This is a genomic window from Caballeronia sp. LZ024 (assembly GCF_031451455.1).
GTDB classification, from domain to species: domain Bacteria; phylum Pseudomonadota; class Gammaproteobacteria; order Burkholderiales; family Burkholderiaceae; genus Caballeronia; species Caballeronia telluris.
On the sequence record NZ_JARUXL010000003.1, the window covers coordinates 24,942 to 41,293 of the forward strand.

The window sequence follows — 16,352 nt, forward strand, 5'->3', positions numbered from 1 at the left end:
CGGCTCACTGCGCAACATCGCGAGAGCACATCTATGTTGAATCTACAATCCGACCTGCACGGAAACCATCTGCTGCGAGCGCTGCCTTCTGATGAATGGCAGGCGCTCGCCCCCGATCTGGAACTGGTGCAGTTGCGCGGCGCACAACTGCTGTGCCATGCGAGCCACCGCTTCCGGCACGTTTATTTTCCTACCACCGCCATCATTTCGCTGTTGCATACGATGGAAGACGGACGCTCGGTCGAGATCGCCGCGGTGGGCCGTGAAGGCATGACGGGCGTGCCCGTGCTGACCGACGGCGAAACGATGCCCACTACAGTCGAAGTGCAATGCGCGGGCTCGGCTTACCGGATGGAAGCGCAGGTGCTGCGCGAACATCTGCGCCGCTCCGACTTCCTTCGCCGCATGATGATGCTTTACATGCAGGCGCTCTTCACGCAAGTTGCGCAGACGGCTGCGTGCAACCGTCATCATTCGCTTAGCAAGCAACTGTGCCGGTGGCTCCTCATCGACATCGATCGTAGCTCGTCCAATCAGCTCCAGGTGACACAGCAGCACATCGCGGATCTGCTCGGCGTGCGCCGGGAAGGCGTGACCGAAGCGGCTGGTCAGTTGCATGCGGCCGGCATCATCTATCAGACGCGCGGCTGCATCAAGGTGCTCGACCGCGCAGGGCTCGAAGCGCGCGCGTGCGAATGCTATGGGCTCGTCAAAGGTGAATTCAGCCGCTTGTTGCCACCGCGCGTGCGCATGACCGAGGCGGCGTGATGCAAGATCGTGGACTTTAATAGCGAGGCTCCGGAGAAGACAATGCCCGGCGACGATCGAGTCCATCGCTGGGCATTGGAGGGCTTAGCGCGACACGCGCTAGACGCGCTTCATCTCCATCAGTTGCCCCCATTCGTAGTCGACGACATCCGGGCGCATCGGGAATACGCCCGCGCCCGGGGTGAACGTCAGTTCGCCGAAATAGATCTTGTCGTCGGGTGCGTACAGATCGACGCGCACATACTCGAAGTCGCGCGCCAGCGACGTCGCGACGCTCAGGAGTTCGTCGAGATTGTGCGGACGCGGAGCGGGTGTCTCGCTGCGCGGGTAGTGGCCGATGGCGATCTCGAGGCGGTTCCATTGCGCGTCGTACATGTCGCCGCGCGAATGCTCTCCGAAGCGGTCGGAAATGACCGCGATGTAGATCGTCGGCTTGGCCGAGCCTTCGCGGAAGAAGCAATGCACCTTCATGTCGGCGGGAATGCTGCCGCTGCTGTCGGCGAGCAGTTCTTCGAAGAAGATGCGCGGCTTGATCGTGCGGTAGTGACGTTCGCGCGCGACGCGATAGAAGTCCGTCACGAGCCATTGCCTGGCGAGCCGGTCGAGCTCGGCAAAGGATGTCTCGGACTTGTCATGAACGATCTTGACGAACCCGCTGCCGTGATTCGCCTTCATCACGAACGTCTTGGGCAGCGCGTTGAACACCTGCTCGTCGAATTGGTCGGGATCGGCGATCAACGGAATCAGATATTCCTCGCCCACCTTCCGGCGGACGTAGTCTCGAACGGTGAGCTTGTCCGTGAGGTCGACGAAACGCGGGTCCGGATAAAGGCAGCGATGCAGGATCTTTTCGTTAAAGGTTCTCGGCGACTTGACGTTCGGAAAGCGGCCCACCTTTTGACGATGCGAAATGCTCAGAAATACGCTGTCTGGCAGCCAGTCCTTGGCTCCATCGATCAGCCTCTTGGAAAGCGACATCGTTCTTCTCCTGTAAGGACGCAATGCTACGTATTCACGCTAAGGCCAGTGAAACGAAGTCAATCACTACTTCCAACAGCATCCCCGTGGGGCACAAGGCCGCGCAGGCAGGTACGGAAGGCAGCGACAGAAAAACGCTCCTGCTTGGCGGTCTGTACCGTCTTGCGAGCTCATCGAGCGCGGTTCATGGCACCGCGCATCGTTCGGCCGGCTTTCAAGTTCATAAACCATTATCGACGACCTGAATCGGAGTTGTCGTGCGCTAGGCAACAGACAGAATTACGCGTCCGGCTTTTGGCGGTGCCTACGTCTAATACTACGGCTAATCCGGGTGTAGTTCGCGGGTTTGTTGCAAAAGAAGTAATGCTCGCGCATTTGCATGGCGCGTCGAACGATTCGTTTCGTCCTCTTGATTTTTTTAGTGGGTGCGCGCAGGAGCGGCAAAGCGGAGGCGCAATTAGAACTATTGCTCCTTGCGGTTCGATCTGGGATATCGATATGTACGCCACACCACCAAACTCAGCAGTCTTCGCCCCGACTATAAGTCGGTCCCGTTGGATTTCGTCAACCAACCGTCTATAGCGAGAGAGTTAACGTGAAAGTTGCCATTGTCCACGACTGGCTAGTGGTTTCGGGAGGCGCCGAGAAGGTACTGGAGAGAATCATAGAGTGTTTTCCGCATGCTGATATCTATACACTCGTGGATTTTCTGGAAGACCGAACGTGCGTGAAGGATCGGCCCGTCTACACTTCGTTTATCCAAAAACTGCCGATGGCGCGCAAGCGCTATCGGGGCTACCTTCCTTTAATGCCGCTTGCGATCGAGCAGCTCGACCTGTCGGCCTATGATCTCGTGATCTCGAGTTCCTACGCGGTCGCCAAAGGCGTCCTTACAGGACCGGATCAACTGCATGTGAGCTATGTGCATTCCCCGATACGCTACGCGTGGGACCTGCAGCATCAATACCTCAAGGAATCGGGGCTCGCATCCGGGTTCAAGTCGGTCCTCGCGCGCCTTCTCCTGCATTACATCCGCGGCTGGGATGCACGTTCCGCTAACGGCGTCGATCATCTGTTAGCGAATTCGCATTTCATCGCGCGTCGCATCAAGAAGGCGTACCAGCGCGAATCGACTGTCATCTATCCGCCGGTCGACGTGCGTTCGTTGCAGGTTCGCACGCAGAAGGACGACTTTTATCTGACCGCGTCGAGAATGGTGCCCTACAAGCGCATCGACCTGATCGTGAAGGCGTTCTCGAAGACGCCGGATCGGCGTCTCGTCGTGATCGGGGACGGGCCCGACATGAAGAAGATCAAGGCGCAGGCGGGCCCGAACGTCGAGATCATGGGCTACCAGTCGTTCGAGGTGCTGCATGACCATCTGCAGCGCGCTCGCGCGTTCGTGTACGCCGCCGAAGAGGACTTCGGCATCTCGATCATCGAAGCACAGGCATGCGGCACACCGGTCGTCACGTTCGGAAAGGGTGGCGCGCTGGAGTCGGTCATCGGCATGCCGAACGAGCGGCCGACGGGCGTTTTCTTTAAGGAGCAGACTGAGGAGTCGCTGCTGATGGCGGTGGAGCGCTTTGAGCGCAACGCGCATCTTTTCGACCCGAAGGTCATTCGCGAGAATGCGGAACGTTTCTCGACCGAGAAGTTCAAGGCCTCGCTAAGCGCTTTCGTCGAAGTGGCGCTAGCCCGCTTTCGCGCAGAATCGACGATGGCGCCGAGGCTCGCACGCGCCGAAGCAACAGCAAAGGCAAGAATCGGCGATGCTGCGACGGTCGACGAAAGAGAGACCGCGCGGCATCAGTGATCGTGTCGTATCGGCAAAAGACGAATGGCCCGGCAATGCCGGGCCATTCGTCTTAGAGCGATGGCGATCAGAAGAAGCGCGTCAGTTCCGCCCCAACAAGCGCACGCAAAGCCGGCGAGTGAATGTCGATCATCATTTCGAACGGGGCACGATGCCCGTAAGCGAGCATCGCGACGACCGCGAATCCGACGATGGCACCCATGGGGTAGCGCGGCTGCGCGTCGCTTTTCGCGTAGGCACGCAGGAACAGGAGCGCTACAGTCGCTCCCACGATCCACCCCGAGACGACTTCCGCGAGCGAATGCGAATGATCCACGACGCGGGCCGCCGCAGTCACCGCGCCGATAGCAAGCCCCGCCGCGATGCCGAGTCCCTTGCCGAGTTCAAGCCGGTCGCTTAGCAGCGCGAGTACGACGGTTACGATCGCAGTGGCGAGCATCGTGTGGCCGCTCACCATGCGAAATCCGATCGGCTCGATCTCGGCGCCCCAACCGGCGTGAATGATCTTGGTCGCGCCGACGAGGCACATGCCGACGCCGAGTGTGAGAATCCAGCGCAATGCGAGTTGCCAGCGCGAGGTCGCGATCCATACGGCGAGCGCGAGTGCGATGGGGAGGGTAAAGCCGGCGTCGCCGACATTCGCGAGGATATGCGTCATAGTTCTCCACTGGATGAGGCGGTTACCAGGGATCGCGCCGGCTGTCTGGCGATGTAGCCGGCGCTTTTCCGCCGCCTACATCGGCTCGACGCTGCGCCGCCCGATGGCCTCGTACACGAAGCCCAGTTCCGCCATGTTTTCCGGTTCGTACAGGTTACGTCCGTCGAAGATCAGCGGGTGTTTCATCTTCGAGTGAAGCGTGCCGATGTCGGGGCTCTTGAACGCCTTCCATTCGGTGACGATCACCAGCGCGTCGGCGTTCGTCACGGCGTCGTACTGCTGTGAGCAAAAATGGAGCCGCTGCCGCTGCGCCGGCTCATTTTCCAGATCCAGCGCGAAAACGCGTTCCGCTTCGTCTGACGATACCGGGTCGTAGGCCCGGATCGTCGCCCCGCGCGCGAGCAACGCCGTGATGAGCGCGCGGCTCGGCGCTTCGCGCATGTCGTCGGTATTCGGCTTGAACGCGAGCCCCCACACCGCGAGCGTCTTGCCCGTCAGGTCTTCGCCGAGCCGCGCGCAGACCTTCCGGACCAGGACGCTCTTTTGCGCGTCGTTCACCGATTCGACCGCGTCGAGTATGCGAAGGTTCTGTCCGCGTTCCTGCGCTGTGCGGATCAGCGCACGTACGTCCTTCGGAAAGCACGAACCGCCGTAGCCGCAGCCGGCATAGAGAAAGTGATAGCCGATGCGCGGATCGGAGCCGATGCCGCGTCGCACCGCTTCGATGTCCGCGCCCACCATGTCAGCGAGATTCGCCATTTCGTTCATGAACGAGATGCGCGTCGCGAGCATGGCATTGGCCGCGTACTTGGTGAATTCGGCGGACCGAACATCCATGTACATCGTGCGCTCGTGATTGCGGTTGAACGGCGCGTAAAGGCGCGTGAGTATCGCGCGGGCGCGTTCGCCTGCGGCGTCTTCCGCGCAACCGATCACGATCCGGTCCGGTCGCATGAAGTCGTCGACGGCCGCACCTTCCTTCAGGAACTCGGGATTCGACACGACGGAAAAGCCGTGCTTCACGCCGCGTCGATCGAGTTCTTCCTGCACCGCGGCTTGCACGCGATCGGCGGTGCCGACGGGAACGGTCGATTTGTCGACGATCACCTTGAAGCCTTCGGCATACTTGCCGATCTGCCTGGCGGCGCTCAGAACGTATTGAAGATCGGCGGAGCCGTCTTCGTCGGGCGGCGTGCCGACGCAGATAAACTGGACGTCGCCGTGCTCGACGGCCTTCGCGACGCTCGTCGAAAAACGGATGCGGCCCGCCGCGACGTTGCGCTGGATGAGTTCCTTCAGCCCCGGCTCGTGAATCGGCACGCCGCCTTGATTGAGGATGTCGATTTTCTTGGCATCCACGTCGAGGCACAGGACGCTGTTGCCGATTTCCGCCAGACAGGCTCCCGTTACCAAGCCTACGTAACCCGTGCCAACTACCGTAATTTTCATTGTGTCTCGCCTGTCGAGAAGTTGAAGGATGCTTGTCGAAGCCACCGTTCGACACGACCGGTGCCATGGCGCCGCGCATGAGCGGGCTGGCCGGGCAAGTCGTCTCGAATGTTGGAAGCCTTCGGGATTCTTCGATCGAAGGTCGAATGGCGCCGGGCGTTGCAACCGCCGGCGGCGGCCATCGAAGCTGCGCATGCTCAATGCGATGCGTGAGGCGCGGTCTGCAGCGGGTGCTCGTCGGGCGAGCGTCGGGCGCAGGCGTCCTCGACAGCATCCTAACGTGGCGTAATGTTCGCTATGTGGGGCAGGCAACCAAATGGGAGAAGTCTGCGTTGGTCAAGGTTATCGCGGCAGACTATGTGGCCCAGGCCGCTTGCGCGTGTCGGAGTTGCGTATGACGCTACATCATCACGAGCCCGTATCGCATGCCGAGCATGACCGCTTCGGTACGGTTGTTCGCGCCGAGCTTGCCGAAGATCGACGAAAGATGGAACTTCACCGTGTTCTCGGAGATGACGAGGTGCCGCGCGATGTCCTTGTTGCCGAGGCCTTCGGCAAGCATCGCGAGCACTTCCGTTTCACGCGCGCTGAGTGCTTCGTGCGGCATGGGCGCGCCGTCATGACGCTGCGGCTTGCGTGCGTCGAGCAGCCCAGTAAGCATCTCGCGCGACAGCACGCACAAGCCTGCAGCCGTCGCTTCGATGGCTGCGGCGATCTCGGCCCGCGAGGCGTTGCGTGAGAGCAGTGCGACTGCGTCGTGGGGATCGAGGTCGGGAAGCGCGTCGCTGTCGGGCTCGCCGGTGAGGAACACGAAGGCGTCGATGCCGAGCGTCGCCGCCGAAAAGTCGGCTGGCTCGGCTTCGATGTCGATCACGAGCACATCGGCCGTCGCACCGACGAGACGTTCTGACAGGGTCGCTGCGTCACTCCCGCTCGCAACGAGATGGAAGGCTTCATGCGAAGCAACGAGCGCCTCGATGCCCGCGCGCACCTCCGCCGACAGGGCGATCACCGCGACGCGGATCGGCCGTGTTCGCGCGTTGCGTGCGAGCGGTTCATCGGACATGCGACGTGTCCTTGGTGCTCACGCTCAGCGGCAACCGTTGCGCTGCGGCCGCTCGCCGAACGTGATCGCGCATTCGACGCGTTCGCCGCCCCGGATCAGCGCGACCTTCATCGGCTGCCCGATGGCCGCCGAGGCGAGCGCTGCATGTAGTTCGTCGAAGTCGCCGCATGGGTTGCCCGCCATCTCCACCAGCACGTCGCCGATGAGAATGCCGGCTCGCTCCGCCGGACCATCCGGCGCGAGCGAGTTCACGAGCAAGCCCCGGTTCGACGCGAGTTGCATCTTTGTGACCCACGATTCGGACAGGCTCACGGGCTGCGTTCCCACGCCGAGATAGGGGCGCGCGACGCGTCCGCGGGTCAGCAATTCTTCGGCGACGCGGTCGATCGTTGCGCGCGGAATCAGCATGCCGACGCCCCGGGCGAGCGCCGATGTGCAGATGCCGACGACTTCCCCGCGCATGTCCGCGAGCGCTGCGCCCGAGAATCCCGGATGCAGGCCGCCGTCGAGTCGCACGAACGCGTCGAGCTGACCGCCGCGCCACGTTCGCCACGGCCGGCCGACGCTGCCGATCACGCCCGAATCCGCATGAGTCGCCGCATCGTCGCCGCGCGCGACGGCGAGTACGAAGTGACCTGCCTTAAGCGAACGCGCGTCGCCGGCGGCGGGCGGCGTCAAGTCGATGCCGTCGAGCCGCAGGACGGCGATATCGGTGCCCGCATCGCGCCCGGCGAGCGTTGCGCCGACTGTGCGGCCATCGTTGAGCGTGACATCGATGCCTTCGTCGCGGCGCAGCGTATGCGCCGCCGTCACGACGACGCCTTCACGCCAGACGACGCCGCTCGACGCGATGCGCCTGCGCCCATGCACCGCGACGACGCCTTGACCGACTTGCTCGACGATCTGCGCGAGGCCTTCCGAAAATTGCACCAACGGACTTGCATCGGACGATGTGCTTTGCATGTGAATCTCCTGCCGTGTTGCTGCCGCTCTTTAGCGGAGCGCGTGGAGCGCTTGCGCATCGCGCTTCGCACGCGATGCGGATCGAGTGGATTCAGCATGACAGAAGGGCTTAACACGCGCACCACCCGAAAGGGTGGCACGGCATCGGCGTGTTCGCTTGTTGCGACATACTTCTGCATTTCACCGCTGGCGCGCGTGTAGACTGCGCACCGCGCATCGCCTGTCAGCTTTTCATCGTATCGATCATGTTCGTTCCTGTCGTCTCCATCATTACACCGACTGCGAACCGCGAAGCGTTCCTGCCTGCAATATGACGGGCTTCTTCGGCTACATGGACCTGAACGCGAAGACGGGCACGCACTCCATGCTGGGCGGCGCCACGGTCGAGCAGGTCGAGTTTCACGACAAGCAGCAGATCGGCGCGGATTTCATCTTGTTCTACGGCTTTTCCTACGTGTACCGGCGACGCCTGATGAAGCTGTGGCCGTTCGACGACTCGATCTCTGCGACGACGAATCGTTCATCAAGAAGGTGGTGACTGCGGGTTGCACGACAGTAGGCGATCGCGATGGATCGTGCCTGCACGTCATTCATCCGGCGTCGACGTCACGCTGTTTTTCGCGGTATATGATCCCCGCCTTCATAATGCCGGTAATAGGTACGCAGTACGAAGGTTTTCCGGCGGTCGCATAGGCCGTCGCACAGCGTCAAAGCAGCGCGCTCGTCACCGCTGCCTGCGCATGCAGCGCGGCGGTATCGAAGACGGGGACCGAAACGTCCTCCTGCGAGATCAGCAAGGTGATTTCCGTGCAGCCGAGAATCACGCCGCCCACGCCTTCGGCGCGCAGTCCGTCGATGATACGACGGTACGCTTCGCGCGATTCGTCGCGTAATACTCGGCCGACGATTCCCAACTCATCCCGCCTGCACAGTTGATCGCCGCGCGACCGGAACACCTCTCGTCCATTCGTGCGATCATGCATCCTGCTGGTTGAGGAGACGACCCATGAACGCATCGGCTGCCGTATTCGCCATCCTCGTCGCGTTGCTGCTCGGCGCGATGATTCCCGGTCCGAGCTTCGTGCTCGTGGCGCGCAATGCGATCAGCCTGTCGCGGCGCGACGGCCTTGCCACCGCGCTCGGCATGGGCGTCGGCGGTATCTTCTTCGGCGGCATCGCGCTTGCCGGGCTTTATACGCTGCTGCTCGCCGTCGAGTGGCTGTACATCGCGCTTAAGATCGCCGGGGGCCTCTATCTCCTCTATATCGCCTCGAAGATCTGGCGCGGCGCATCGCAGCCGCTTTCGGTCGACGAAGGCGCGCGTGCCGATGCACGCAACGCACGCAAGTCGTTCTGGGTCGGCCTCACCACGCAACTCAGCAACCCCAAGACTGCGATCTGGTACGGCAGCATCTTCGCGGCGCTGCTTCCGCAGCATCCGCCGCTCTGGTGCTATATCGTGTTGCCGCCGCTCGTGTTCTGTATCGAAGCGGGGTGGTACACGATCGTTGCGCTTGGGTTTTCGAGTCGTCGTCCGCGTGAGATCTATCTTCGCGCGAGGCGGTGGGTCGATCGCGTCGCCGCCTGCGCCATCGCGGCGCTCGGACTTCGGCTGATTTTCACCGCCGGAAAGACCGGCATCTAGGCGCGCGATGCTCCCGGCAATTGTCGTCCGACTTTCTTGCGCGCAGCGGGCGTCAAAACGCCGAGAAAGAACAGATCCAGCGCCTTTTCCAGCGTCGCGCGCGGCGTGAGGCCCGTGCGTGCGAGCATCGCCGTGTCGTGCACGCCTTTGGCGACCTGCAGCCAGTATTCGGCGAGATAGGTCACGTCGATATCGGCGCGAATCATGCCCTGTTCGACGCCTAGACGCATCACGCGGCCGAACACCGTCGGAATGTTGCGTTCCTTGATCGCCTGAATTTCGTCGAAGAGATGCGGCGCGAAGCGATTGAGGTCTTGCAGGAAGTCCGGCGACATTACGCCGACGTGATCCGCGACGACGCGCAGCAGCGCCGCGAGCTTCTCGGGAAAGCCGCCGGGGCCATCGAGTATGGCCGTTACCTGGCGACGCATCGAGACGCCCGTCGCGGCGATGATCGCGGCCACCATCGCGTCCTTCGATGAGAAGTGCACGTAGAGCGTCTTCTTGCTCACGCCGAGCGCGCGTGCGAGGCGGTCCATCGTGAGCCCGCTGTAACGCTCGCGCAGCAGGATCTCGCGCGCCGCCGCGAGAATGGTGCCGGAAGGCCCGTCGTCGAAATCGACGGGGGGAAAGGGAGACTGCGCGGCGGTTTCGTGTGCTCCTGTCGAAGCCGTCGACCGGTCCGATGGTCCGTTCTCGCGCGGCATCTAGCGCTCCTGTGCGAGCGCGTCGGCCTGCGTTGCACCGCCGAGCGATTGAAAGAGTGCAGCCGTATCGGCGAAGCGGTCCGCTTGCGCGCGCGTGCGATCGAGCGCCGTCTGCAAGGTTTGGCGCTCTGCATCGAGCAGGCTGAACTGGCTCACTCCGCCGGCGGCGTATTGCGCATGAGCGATATCGAAGCTCGCTTGCGCCTCGCGTGCGGCATCCTCGCGCGACTGCAGTTCCCGTGCGTCGTTCTGCAAGGCGGTGAGCGTATCCGCGACCTGCTGGAGCGCCTGCAGAACCGTTTGCTGGTATGTCGCCAGCGCGGCGTCGTAGGCCGCCTGCGCCGAGCGTTTCTTCGCGCGCAACTCGCCTCCGCGGAAGAGCGGCTGCGTGAGATTCAATCCGATGTTCCAGACGTTCAGCCCGCTCACTACGTCCTGAATGCTGGTTCGCTGCGAACCGATGCCTGCCGAGAGCGAAAACTGCGGATAGAGATTGGCCGTCGCCACGCCGACATTCGCGCTCGCCTGATGCAGCAACGCTTCCGACGCGCGGATGTCGGGCCGTTCGCGCGCGAGCGTGGAGGGCAACGTGAGCGGCACATCGGCGGGCAGTTGAAGCGAGTCGAGCGTGAGCGCGTCGAAATTTGCTTTCGACGGCGGCCGCCCAAGAAGGATCGCAAGCTGATGATCGGCCTGGGCGAGTTGCGTTTCGAGCGGCACCAGCGTCGCGCGCGTTTGCGCGAGCAGCGTGCGTTGACTGCGCACGTCGAGGTGCGAGACGCCGCCTGCCGCATGGCGCGCGTCGACGATAGCAAGCTGCTCTGCCTGTGCATCCGCGAGACGCCGGGTCAGCGAGACCTGCTCCTGAAGCGATGCGCGTCGCACGGCGGACGCCACCACGTTCCCCGCGATCGAAAGCCGCGCCGCTTCGAGTTCGAAGCGTTCGTAGTCGACCTGTGCCATCGTCGCTTCGAGTGCGCGGCGATTGCCGCCAAAGATGTCGAAGGTGTACGACACGCTGACTGACGCGTCGAACAGCGAAAACGGTCCCGGGTTAGCCACGTTCGGAATGCCAAAGGAAGCGAGGTCGACCTGCTGGCGCGTGGCCGAAATCGTTGCGTCGACAGAAGGGAACGCGGTGGCGCCCGCTTGCGCATTGTAGTTCTCACGTGCCTCGATCAGCCGGGCGCGCGCTTGATCGAGCGTCGGACTCTGTCGCAGTGCCTCGTCGACGAGACGATCCAGCGCGTCCGAGCGGAACCGCTTCCACCACATCGGCGTCGCGGTCTCGGTGGCTGTGAAAGTTTGCGCTGCGCTGGCCGGCGCGTCGCGGGTATAGCGCTCAGCATCGGGCGGCGCGGGCGTCTGGAAGTCCGGACCGACCGCGCAACCGGACAACGCCATTAAGGACACGAGAACGAGGTGTTTCATGGCGGTGTTTCCTAGTCGAGCGTGCGACGGTAGAAGCGCAATGCGATGCCCATCACGATCAGCGTGAAGATCATCATCGGCCATACCGAAGGCCAGAGATCCATCCAGCCGTTTCCCTTAAGCAGGATGCCGCGTATCAGGCGGTTAAAGTACGTGAGCGGCAGCAGGTTGCCGATCAGCTGTGCCCACTTCGGCATGCCGGCGAACGGAAACATGAAGCCCGAGAGCAGAATGTTCGGAAGAAAGTAGAAGATGGTGAGTTGCACCGCTTGCAACTGGTTCTGGGCGAGCGAGGACAGCGTGATGCCCACCGTCAGGTTCGCCGCGATGAAGAGCAACGCGGCGAGATAGATGGCGACCAGGCTGCCGACGAACGGAACGTGAAAGACGAAGTACGTGGCCGCGAGAATGATCGTCGCCTGAATGAGGCCGATGATCACGTAAGGCACGATCTTGCCGGTCATCACTTCGATCGGCAGGACGGGCGTCGCAAGGAGATTCTCCATCGTGCCGCGCTCGCGTTCGCGCGTGATCGCGAGGCCGGTCATCATCACGAGCGTCATCGTCAGGATCACGCCCATCAGGCCCGGCACCACGTTGTATTGCGTGATGCCTTCGGGATTGTAGAGGCTGTGGATTTGCACACCGAAGGCCGCCGGGCTGCCGTTCAGATGCGCGAGCGCGCCCGTGATGTCCTTGTCGGCGACGGGCTGCACGAGGCTCGGCAGGGCGGCGACGGCGGTGTTCGTCGCGGTAGGGTCCGTGGCATCGGCTTCCACGAGCAGCGACGGGCGCTTGCCGCGCAAGAGATCGCGCGAGAAACCGACCGGTATGTTCAGCACAAACTGCACGCGGCCTTGCGCGAGTGCGCGCCGGCCGGCTTCCTCGTCGGGCAGCGTTCCCACGAAGTCGAAATAGGCCGAGTTCTTCATCGCCGCGATGAAGCTGCGGGAGAACGCGCTCTCGTCGCCGACGATGACCGCCGTCGGCAGGTGCTTGGGATCGGTATTGATGGCGAACCCGAAGAGCGCGAGCTGGATGATCGGCAAGCCGACGATCATCCCGAACGTGACGCGGTCGCGCCGCAACTGGAGGAATTCCTTAAGCACGATGCTCCACCAGCGCGTGAGCGAGAAGACCATGCGCGTGCTCAAGAGGGCGCTCCGAAGTTGTCCTGCGAATGGCTCATCAGGTAGATGAAGACGTCTTCCAGACCGGTATCGATTGCTTCGATGGTGAGCGGCGTGCCTTCGGTCGCGCGCCTTATCGCGCGTTCGAGCGCCGCATGATCGCGGCCGCTTGCATGCAGCGCCGAGCCGAATACGACGGTCTGATCGACGCCCGGCGCGGAGCGCAATTGCTCGGAGAGCTTGCTCAGATGTTCGCCGTGGATCGCCCATGTGCGAAGGTCTTGCGCCTCGATCACTTCTCTTGCCGTGCCCTTCGCAAGCAGCTTGCCGTAGGCGATATACGCGAGCTTGTGACAGCGCTCCGCTTCGTCCATGTAGTGCGTGCTGACGAGCACGGATATGCCGCGCGCCGCAAGCCGGTGCAGTTCTTCCCAGAAGTCGCGCCGGGCGGTGGGATCGACGCCTGCGGTCGGTTCGTCGAGCAGCAGCAGTTTCGGTTCGTGCAGCATGCAGGCGGCGAGCGCGAGCCGCTGCTTCCATCCGCCCGAGAGCGAGCCCGTGAGCTGGTTCGCGCGGCTTTTCAGGCCGAGCCCTTCGAGCGAACGGTCGACCGCTTCGCGCCGGTTTCGCATCTGATAGATGCGCGCGACGAAGTCGAGGTTCTCGCGGATCGTCAGGTCTTCCCAATAGGAAAAGCGCTGCGTCATGTAGCCCACGTTGCGCTTGATCTGCGCGCTTTCGCTGCGGATGTCGTAGCCGAGGCAGGTGCCGGTGCCCGAATCCGGCGTGAGCAGGCCGCACATCAGGCGGATCGACGTCGTCTTGCCACTGCCGTTCGGTCCGAGAAAGCCGAAGATTTCGCCGCGCGCGACTTGCAGCGAGACGTCGTTGACGACGTGCTTGTCGCCGAAGCGCTTGTTGAGGTTCTGCACGTCGATGACGTGTTCGGTGACGGGTGCGGTCATTGCAGTGTCACCGTGACGGGCTGGCCGGGATGCAGCTTGCCTGCATCGGCGACCGAGGGATGCGCCTCGACCATGAAGACGAGTTTCGAACGGCTCTCGTTGCTGTAGATGACGCGCGGCGTGTATTCAGCCTTGTTCGACACATACGTGATCTTGACGGGAACATCCGCCGCGCAGCCGTCGCAATGCACGGTCATCGCACGGCCGGCCGCGATATTCCCCACGATGCCCTCGGGCACGAAAAGGCGCACCTTCACGTTCTGCGGAGGCAGCATCTGTACGACGGGGCTGCCGGCCTGCACCCATTCGCCGGTACGATAGAGCGTGTCGTAGACGAGGCCATCGGCGGGCGCCACGACGCGTTTCTGATCCAGCTTCCACTGTGCCTGCGCGAGGGATGCCTGGGCTGCGGCCACCTGCGCTCTTTGCGCGGTGATCTGTTGCGAGCGGCCGGGCAGGCGCGCCACTTCGACCTGGTTCGTCAGTTCGCGCACCTGCGCCGCAGTCGCATCGGCGTTGGCGCGTGAATCGTCGAGTTGCGCCTTCGGGATGCCGCCCGCGCGGAATTGAGCTTCGTCGCGCGTGAGTTGCAAGGCGGCCTTGCGCGCATTGGCCTGCGCCTGTGCCAGTTGCGCGCGGGTCACATTGACTTCGGGCACGCGCTTGCCCGTCTCGATGTCGGCGAGTTGCGCGCGCGTGGCGGCGAGTTGCTGTTGTGCTCCTTCCAATGCCCAGATTTCGTCGACTGCTTCGAGCGTGAACAAGGGCGCATTGGAACGGACGGCTTGGCCGCGTGCGACGGACAGTTGCGTAAGCGAACCGGACTGCGACGAAGCGAGATACACGAATTCGCCTTCGACATAGCCCTGGTAGACATTGCGATCTTCATGCGAGCAAGCCGATAGCAGGACGAGCGCGCAAAGCAATCCGACATGGATGCCGTTGATCGACTGCCTGGTGCAGCGCCGCGTTAGCTTCGCGCGGGCAGGAGCAAGGTTCATGGAGTCAGCTTCCGTATCGGGTTCTTGGCATGTCCGCAGAGATAATCAGCTATGCGAATGAAATGGCGCGATCATGTAACGAAAGGAGGCAGGCGCCTGGGTCAGCAGTCGTGCGGCGCCTTACTCGAAGCCGATCTGCATCCATCACGATGGAAACTATTATCGGCGTTATAGTTTCCAAGGTCAATCGCGAATCGCGAACTGCCTGCTTCGCAGTGGAATTAACCACCTAATTAAAAGCCGCTAGGCCGCCTAAGGTTTAGCCCATCTTTAGCGGCGTCTTTGCCGGGCAGCAGCAAATAGGCGCTTGCCGAAGCTGCGATGGAGAGTGCAGTGGCAATAAGCAAAACGATGCGGTATCCCGATACGAACGACTCGCCGATGACGCGAACCACGGCTGGATTTTCGCTTTGGATGCCCGCTAACAAAGCGCGCTGCATATACACGGCGTTGCGCACTTCCGCGCTCAGAGCAAGCGCTTGGAGTTCTCGTTGCAATACGTTGTCGAAGCGAACGGACAGCAAGACGCCGAACATAGCAATCGCGAGCAACCCGGCAATTCGCGAGACGGCATTATTCACGCCAGACGCCACGCCGGCATCGTTCAGCTGAACGGCGTTCATGACCGTCGTCGTCAGCGGGGCGACGCAGGTCGCCATGCCGAGACCGAGCACGAACATGGGCGGAAAAATCGTGGTCCAGTATGAAGCGCCGGCTTGGGTCGATGCGGACGCTGCGAGCCACGCGAACCCTGCCGCGACGATGAGCGGCCCGACGACGAGTGGAAGTCGAGCGCCGTGGCTTGCGATCAGGCCGCCGGACCAGCGGGAGAGTGCAAAGATAAGAAGAATGAGTGGCAGCAGCGCCGCGCCCGCTTGGGTCGCGGTGTAGCGTTCAACCTGGATCAAGTCGAGCGGCAGGAAGTAGAGCGTGCCGCCGAACGCCGCGTAAAGAAACAGCGTGATGAGATTCGCGCCGGCAAACGTGCGCGACCGAAAGAGCGCGAGCGGCATCATCGGCGCTGTTGAGCGCGCCTCGACGACCACGAAGAGGACGAGCGCAACGACTCCGCACGCCGCAGTCGTGGCGATGACGGTCCCGCCGCGAGCGGCCTCGATGAGCGCGAACGTGACGCATCCAAGACCGGCGCACGCGAGCAGAGCGCCCGGCCAGTCGGGGGTTTGCGGCATCGAATCGTTGCGGCTTTCGGGAACGCTGGACAGCGTGATCCAGACGACGACGGCGGCGAGCGGCACATTGATGAAGAAGACCGCGCGCCACGAAAACTGCTCGATCATCCAGCCGCCCGCCACCGGGCCGAACGCCGCCATGATCGCGGTGAATGCGGACCACGTTCCGATCGCGTGGCCGCGCTTTTCCACCGGAAACGAAGCGCTGATGAGCGACAGGCTGCCGGGAACGAGCAGTGCCGCGCCGACGCCCTGCACGGCGCGCGCCGAAATGAGCGTGTAGACCGTTCCGGCCAGACCGCACCACGCCGACGCGGCTGCGAAGATCATCACGCCTGCCACGAAAATCTTGCGCCGGCCGTAGAGATCGCCGAGCGATCCACCGAGAAGCAGGAGCGAAGCCAGCGTCAGCGCATACGCTTCGACGACCCACTGCAATTGGCTCGCCGTCGCGTGAAGGCTTGCCTGCAGCGCTGCCAGCGCGACGTTCACGATGGTTCCATCGATGAAGGCCATGCTCGACCCAAGGATGGCGGCGAGCAGGACGCCGGTTGTAGCCGTCGAGCGGATCATAGGCCTCAAGAT

16 protein-coding genes are annotated in these 16,352 nt (G+C 62.7%); 4 read left to right on the plus strand and 12 right to left on the minus strand.

The window, feature by feature from the left end; all coding sequences use genetic code 11:
• Window positions 1-33: 33 nt before the first annotated feature.
• On the plus strand, window positions 34-768 hold the full coding sequence (locus QCE48_RS18050) for a Crp/Fnr family transcriptional regulator (RefSeq protein ID WP_116564319.1): 735 nt from the start codon (window positions 34-36) through the stop codon (window positions 766-768).
• A 99-nt stretch (window positions 769-867) separates the two neighbouring features.
• Here the strand turns inward: QCE48_RS18050 and QCE48_RS18055 are convergent, their stop codons facing one another.
• Window positions 868-1,746: an ATP-grasp fold amidoligase family protein gene (locus QCE48_RS18055; RefSeq protein ID WP_309784229.1), complete on the minus strand. Its 879-nt coding sequence runs from the start codon at window positions 1,744-1,746 to the stop codon at window positions 868-870.
• Between the two features lie 595 nt (window positions 1,747-2,341).
• Here QCE48_RS18055 and QCE48_RS18060 point away from each other — a divergent pair.
• Window positions 2,342-3,562 carry a glycosyltransferase family 4 protein gene (locus QCE48_RS18060; RefSeq protein ID WP_309784230.1) on the plus strand — a complete coding sequence of 407 codons (1,221 nt, stop codon included), beginning with the start codon at window positions 2,342-2,344 and terminating at the stop codon, window positions 3,560-3,562.
• 67 nt (window positions 3,563-3,629) lie between these two features.
• Here QCE48_RS18060 and QCE48_RS18065 read toward each other — a convergent pair whose 3' ends face one another.
• The 4 genes from QCE48_RS18065 to QCE48_RS18080 form a co-directional block, all read right to left on the minus strand.
• Window positions 3,630-4,220, minus strand: a complete 591-nt coding sequence (locus QCE48_RS18065) for a phosphatase PAP2 family protein (RefSeq protein WP_309784231.1) — start codon at window positions 4,218-4,220, stop codon at window positions 3,630-3,632.
• Window positions 4,221-4,295: 75 nt separating this feature from the next.
• A complete protein-coding gene (locus tag QCE48_RS18070; protein ID WP_309784232.1) occupies window positions 4,296-5,669 on the minus strand; it encodes a UDP-glucose/GDP-mannose dehydrogenase family protein in 1,374 nt (457 codons plus the stop codon).
• A 400-nt stretch (window positions 5,670-6,069) separates the two neighbouring features.
• Window positions 6,070-6,735 (minus strand): response regulator transcription factor, encoded by a 666-nt coding sequence (locus QCE48_RS18075; RefSeq protein WP_309784233.1) that lies wholly within the window; start codon window positions 6,733-6,735, stop codon window positions 6,070-6,072.
• Window positions 6,736-6,759: 24 nt separating this feature from the next.
• A complete protein-coding gene (locus QCE48_RS18080; RefSeq protein ID WP_309784235.1) occupies window positions 6,760-7,698 on the minus strand; it encodes a S1C family serine protease in 939 nt (312 codons plus the stop codon).
• 310 nt (window positions 7,699-8,008) lie between these two features.
• Between QCE48_RS18080 and QCE48_RS18085 the strand changes: the two genes are divergently transcribed.
• A complete protein-coding gene (locus QCE48_RS18085) occupies window positions 8,009-8,236 on the plus strand; it encodes a hypothetical protein (RefSeq protein ID WP_309784236.1) in 228 nt (75 codons plus the stop codon).
• A gap of 169 nt (window positions 8,237-8,405) precedes the next feature.
• Here the strand turns inward: QCE48_RS18085 and QCE48_RS18090 are convergent, their stop codons facing one another.
• Window positions 8,406-8,714 carry an aspartate/glutamate racemase family protein gene (locus tag QCE48_RS18090; protein WP_309784238.1) on the minus strand — a complete coding sequence of 103 codons (309 nt, stop codon included), beginning with the start codon at window positions 8,712-8,714 and terminating at the stop codon, window positions 8,406-8,408.
• Here QCE48_RS18090 and QCE48_RS18095 point away from each other — a divergent pair.
• On the plus strand, window positions 8,705-9,343 hold the full coding sequence (locus QCE48_RS18095; RefSeq protein WP_309784239.1) for a LysE family translocator: 639 nt from the start codon (window positions 8,705-8,707) through the stop codon (window positions 9,341-9,343). The genes QCE48_RS18090 and QCE48_RS18095 overlap by 10 nt on opposite strands.
• Here the strand turns inward: QCE48_RS18095 and QCE48_RS18100 are convergent.
• The 6 genes from QCE48_RS18100 to QCE48_RS18125 form a co-directional block, all read right to left on the minus strand.
• On the minus strand, window positions 9,340-10,050 hold the full coding sequence (locus QCE48_RS18100) for a TetR/AcrR family transcriptional regulator (RefSeq protein WP_309784240.1): 711 nt from the start codon (window positions 10,048-10,050) through the stop codon (window positions 9,340-9,342). The genes QCE48_RS18095 and QCE48_RS18100 overlap by 4 nt on opposite strands.
• The gene (locus QCE48_RS18105) at window positions 10,051-11,481 is read right to left on the minus strand and encodes an efflux transporter outer membrane subunit (protein ID WP_309784241.1); all 1,431 of its coding nucleotides are present in this window, start codon (window positions 11,479-11,481) and stop codon (window positions 10,051-10,053) included.
• Window positions 11,482-11,492: 11 nt separating this feature from the next.
• Window positions 11,493-12,623: an ABC transporter permease gene (locus QCE48_RS18110; protein ID WP_309785057.1), complete on the minus strand. Its 1,131-nt coding sequence runs from the start codon at window positions 12,621-12,623 to the stop codon at window positions 11,493-11,495.
• A gap of 8 nt (window positions 12,624-12,631) precedes the next feature.
• Window positions 12,632-13,576: an ABC transporter ATP-binding protein gene (locus QCE48_RS18115; RefSeq protein WP_309784242.1), complete on the minus strand. Its 945-nt coding sequence runs from the start codon at window positions 13,574-13,576 to the stop codon at window positions 12,632-12,634.
• Window positions 13,573-14,577 (minus strand): HlyD family efflux transporter periplasmic adaptor subunit, encoded by a 1,005-nt coding sequence (locus QCE48_RS18120; protein ID WP_309784244.1) that lies wholly within the window; start codon window positions 14,575-14,577, stop codon window positions 13,573-13,575. Before QCE48_RS18120 ends, QCE48_RS18115 begins: the two co-directional genes overlap by 4 nt.
• 233 nt (window positions 14,578-14,810) lie before the next feature.
• Window positions 14,811-16,340, minus strand: coding sequence for an MFS transporter (locus tag QCE48_RS18125; protein ID WP_309784246.1), 1,530 nt, complete (start codon window positions 16,338-16,340; stop codon window positions 14,811-14,813).
• Window positions 16,341-16,352 lie beyond the last annotated feature (12 nt).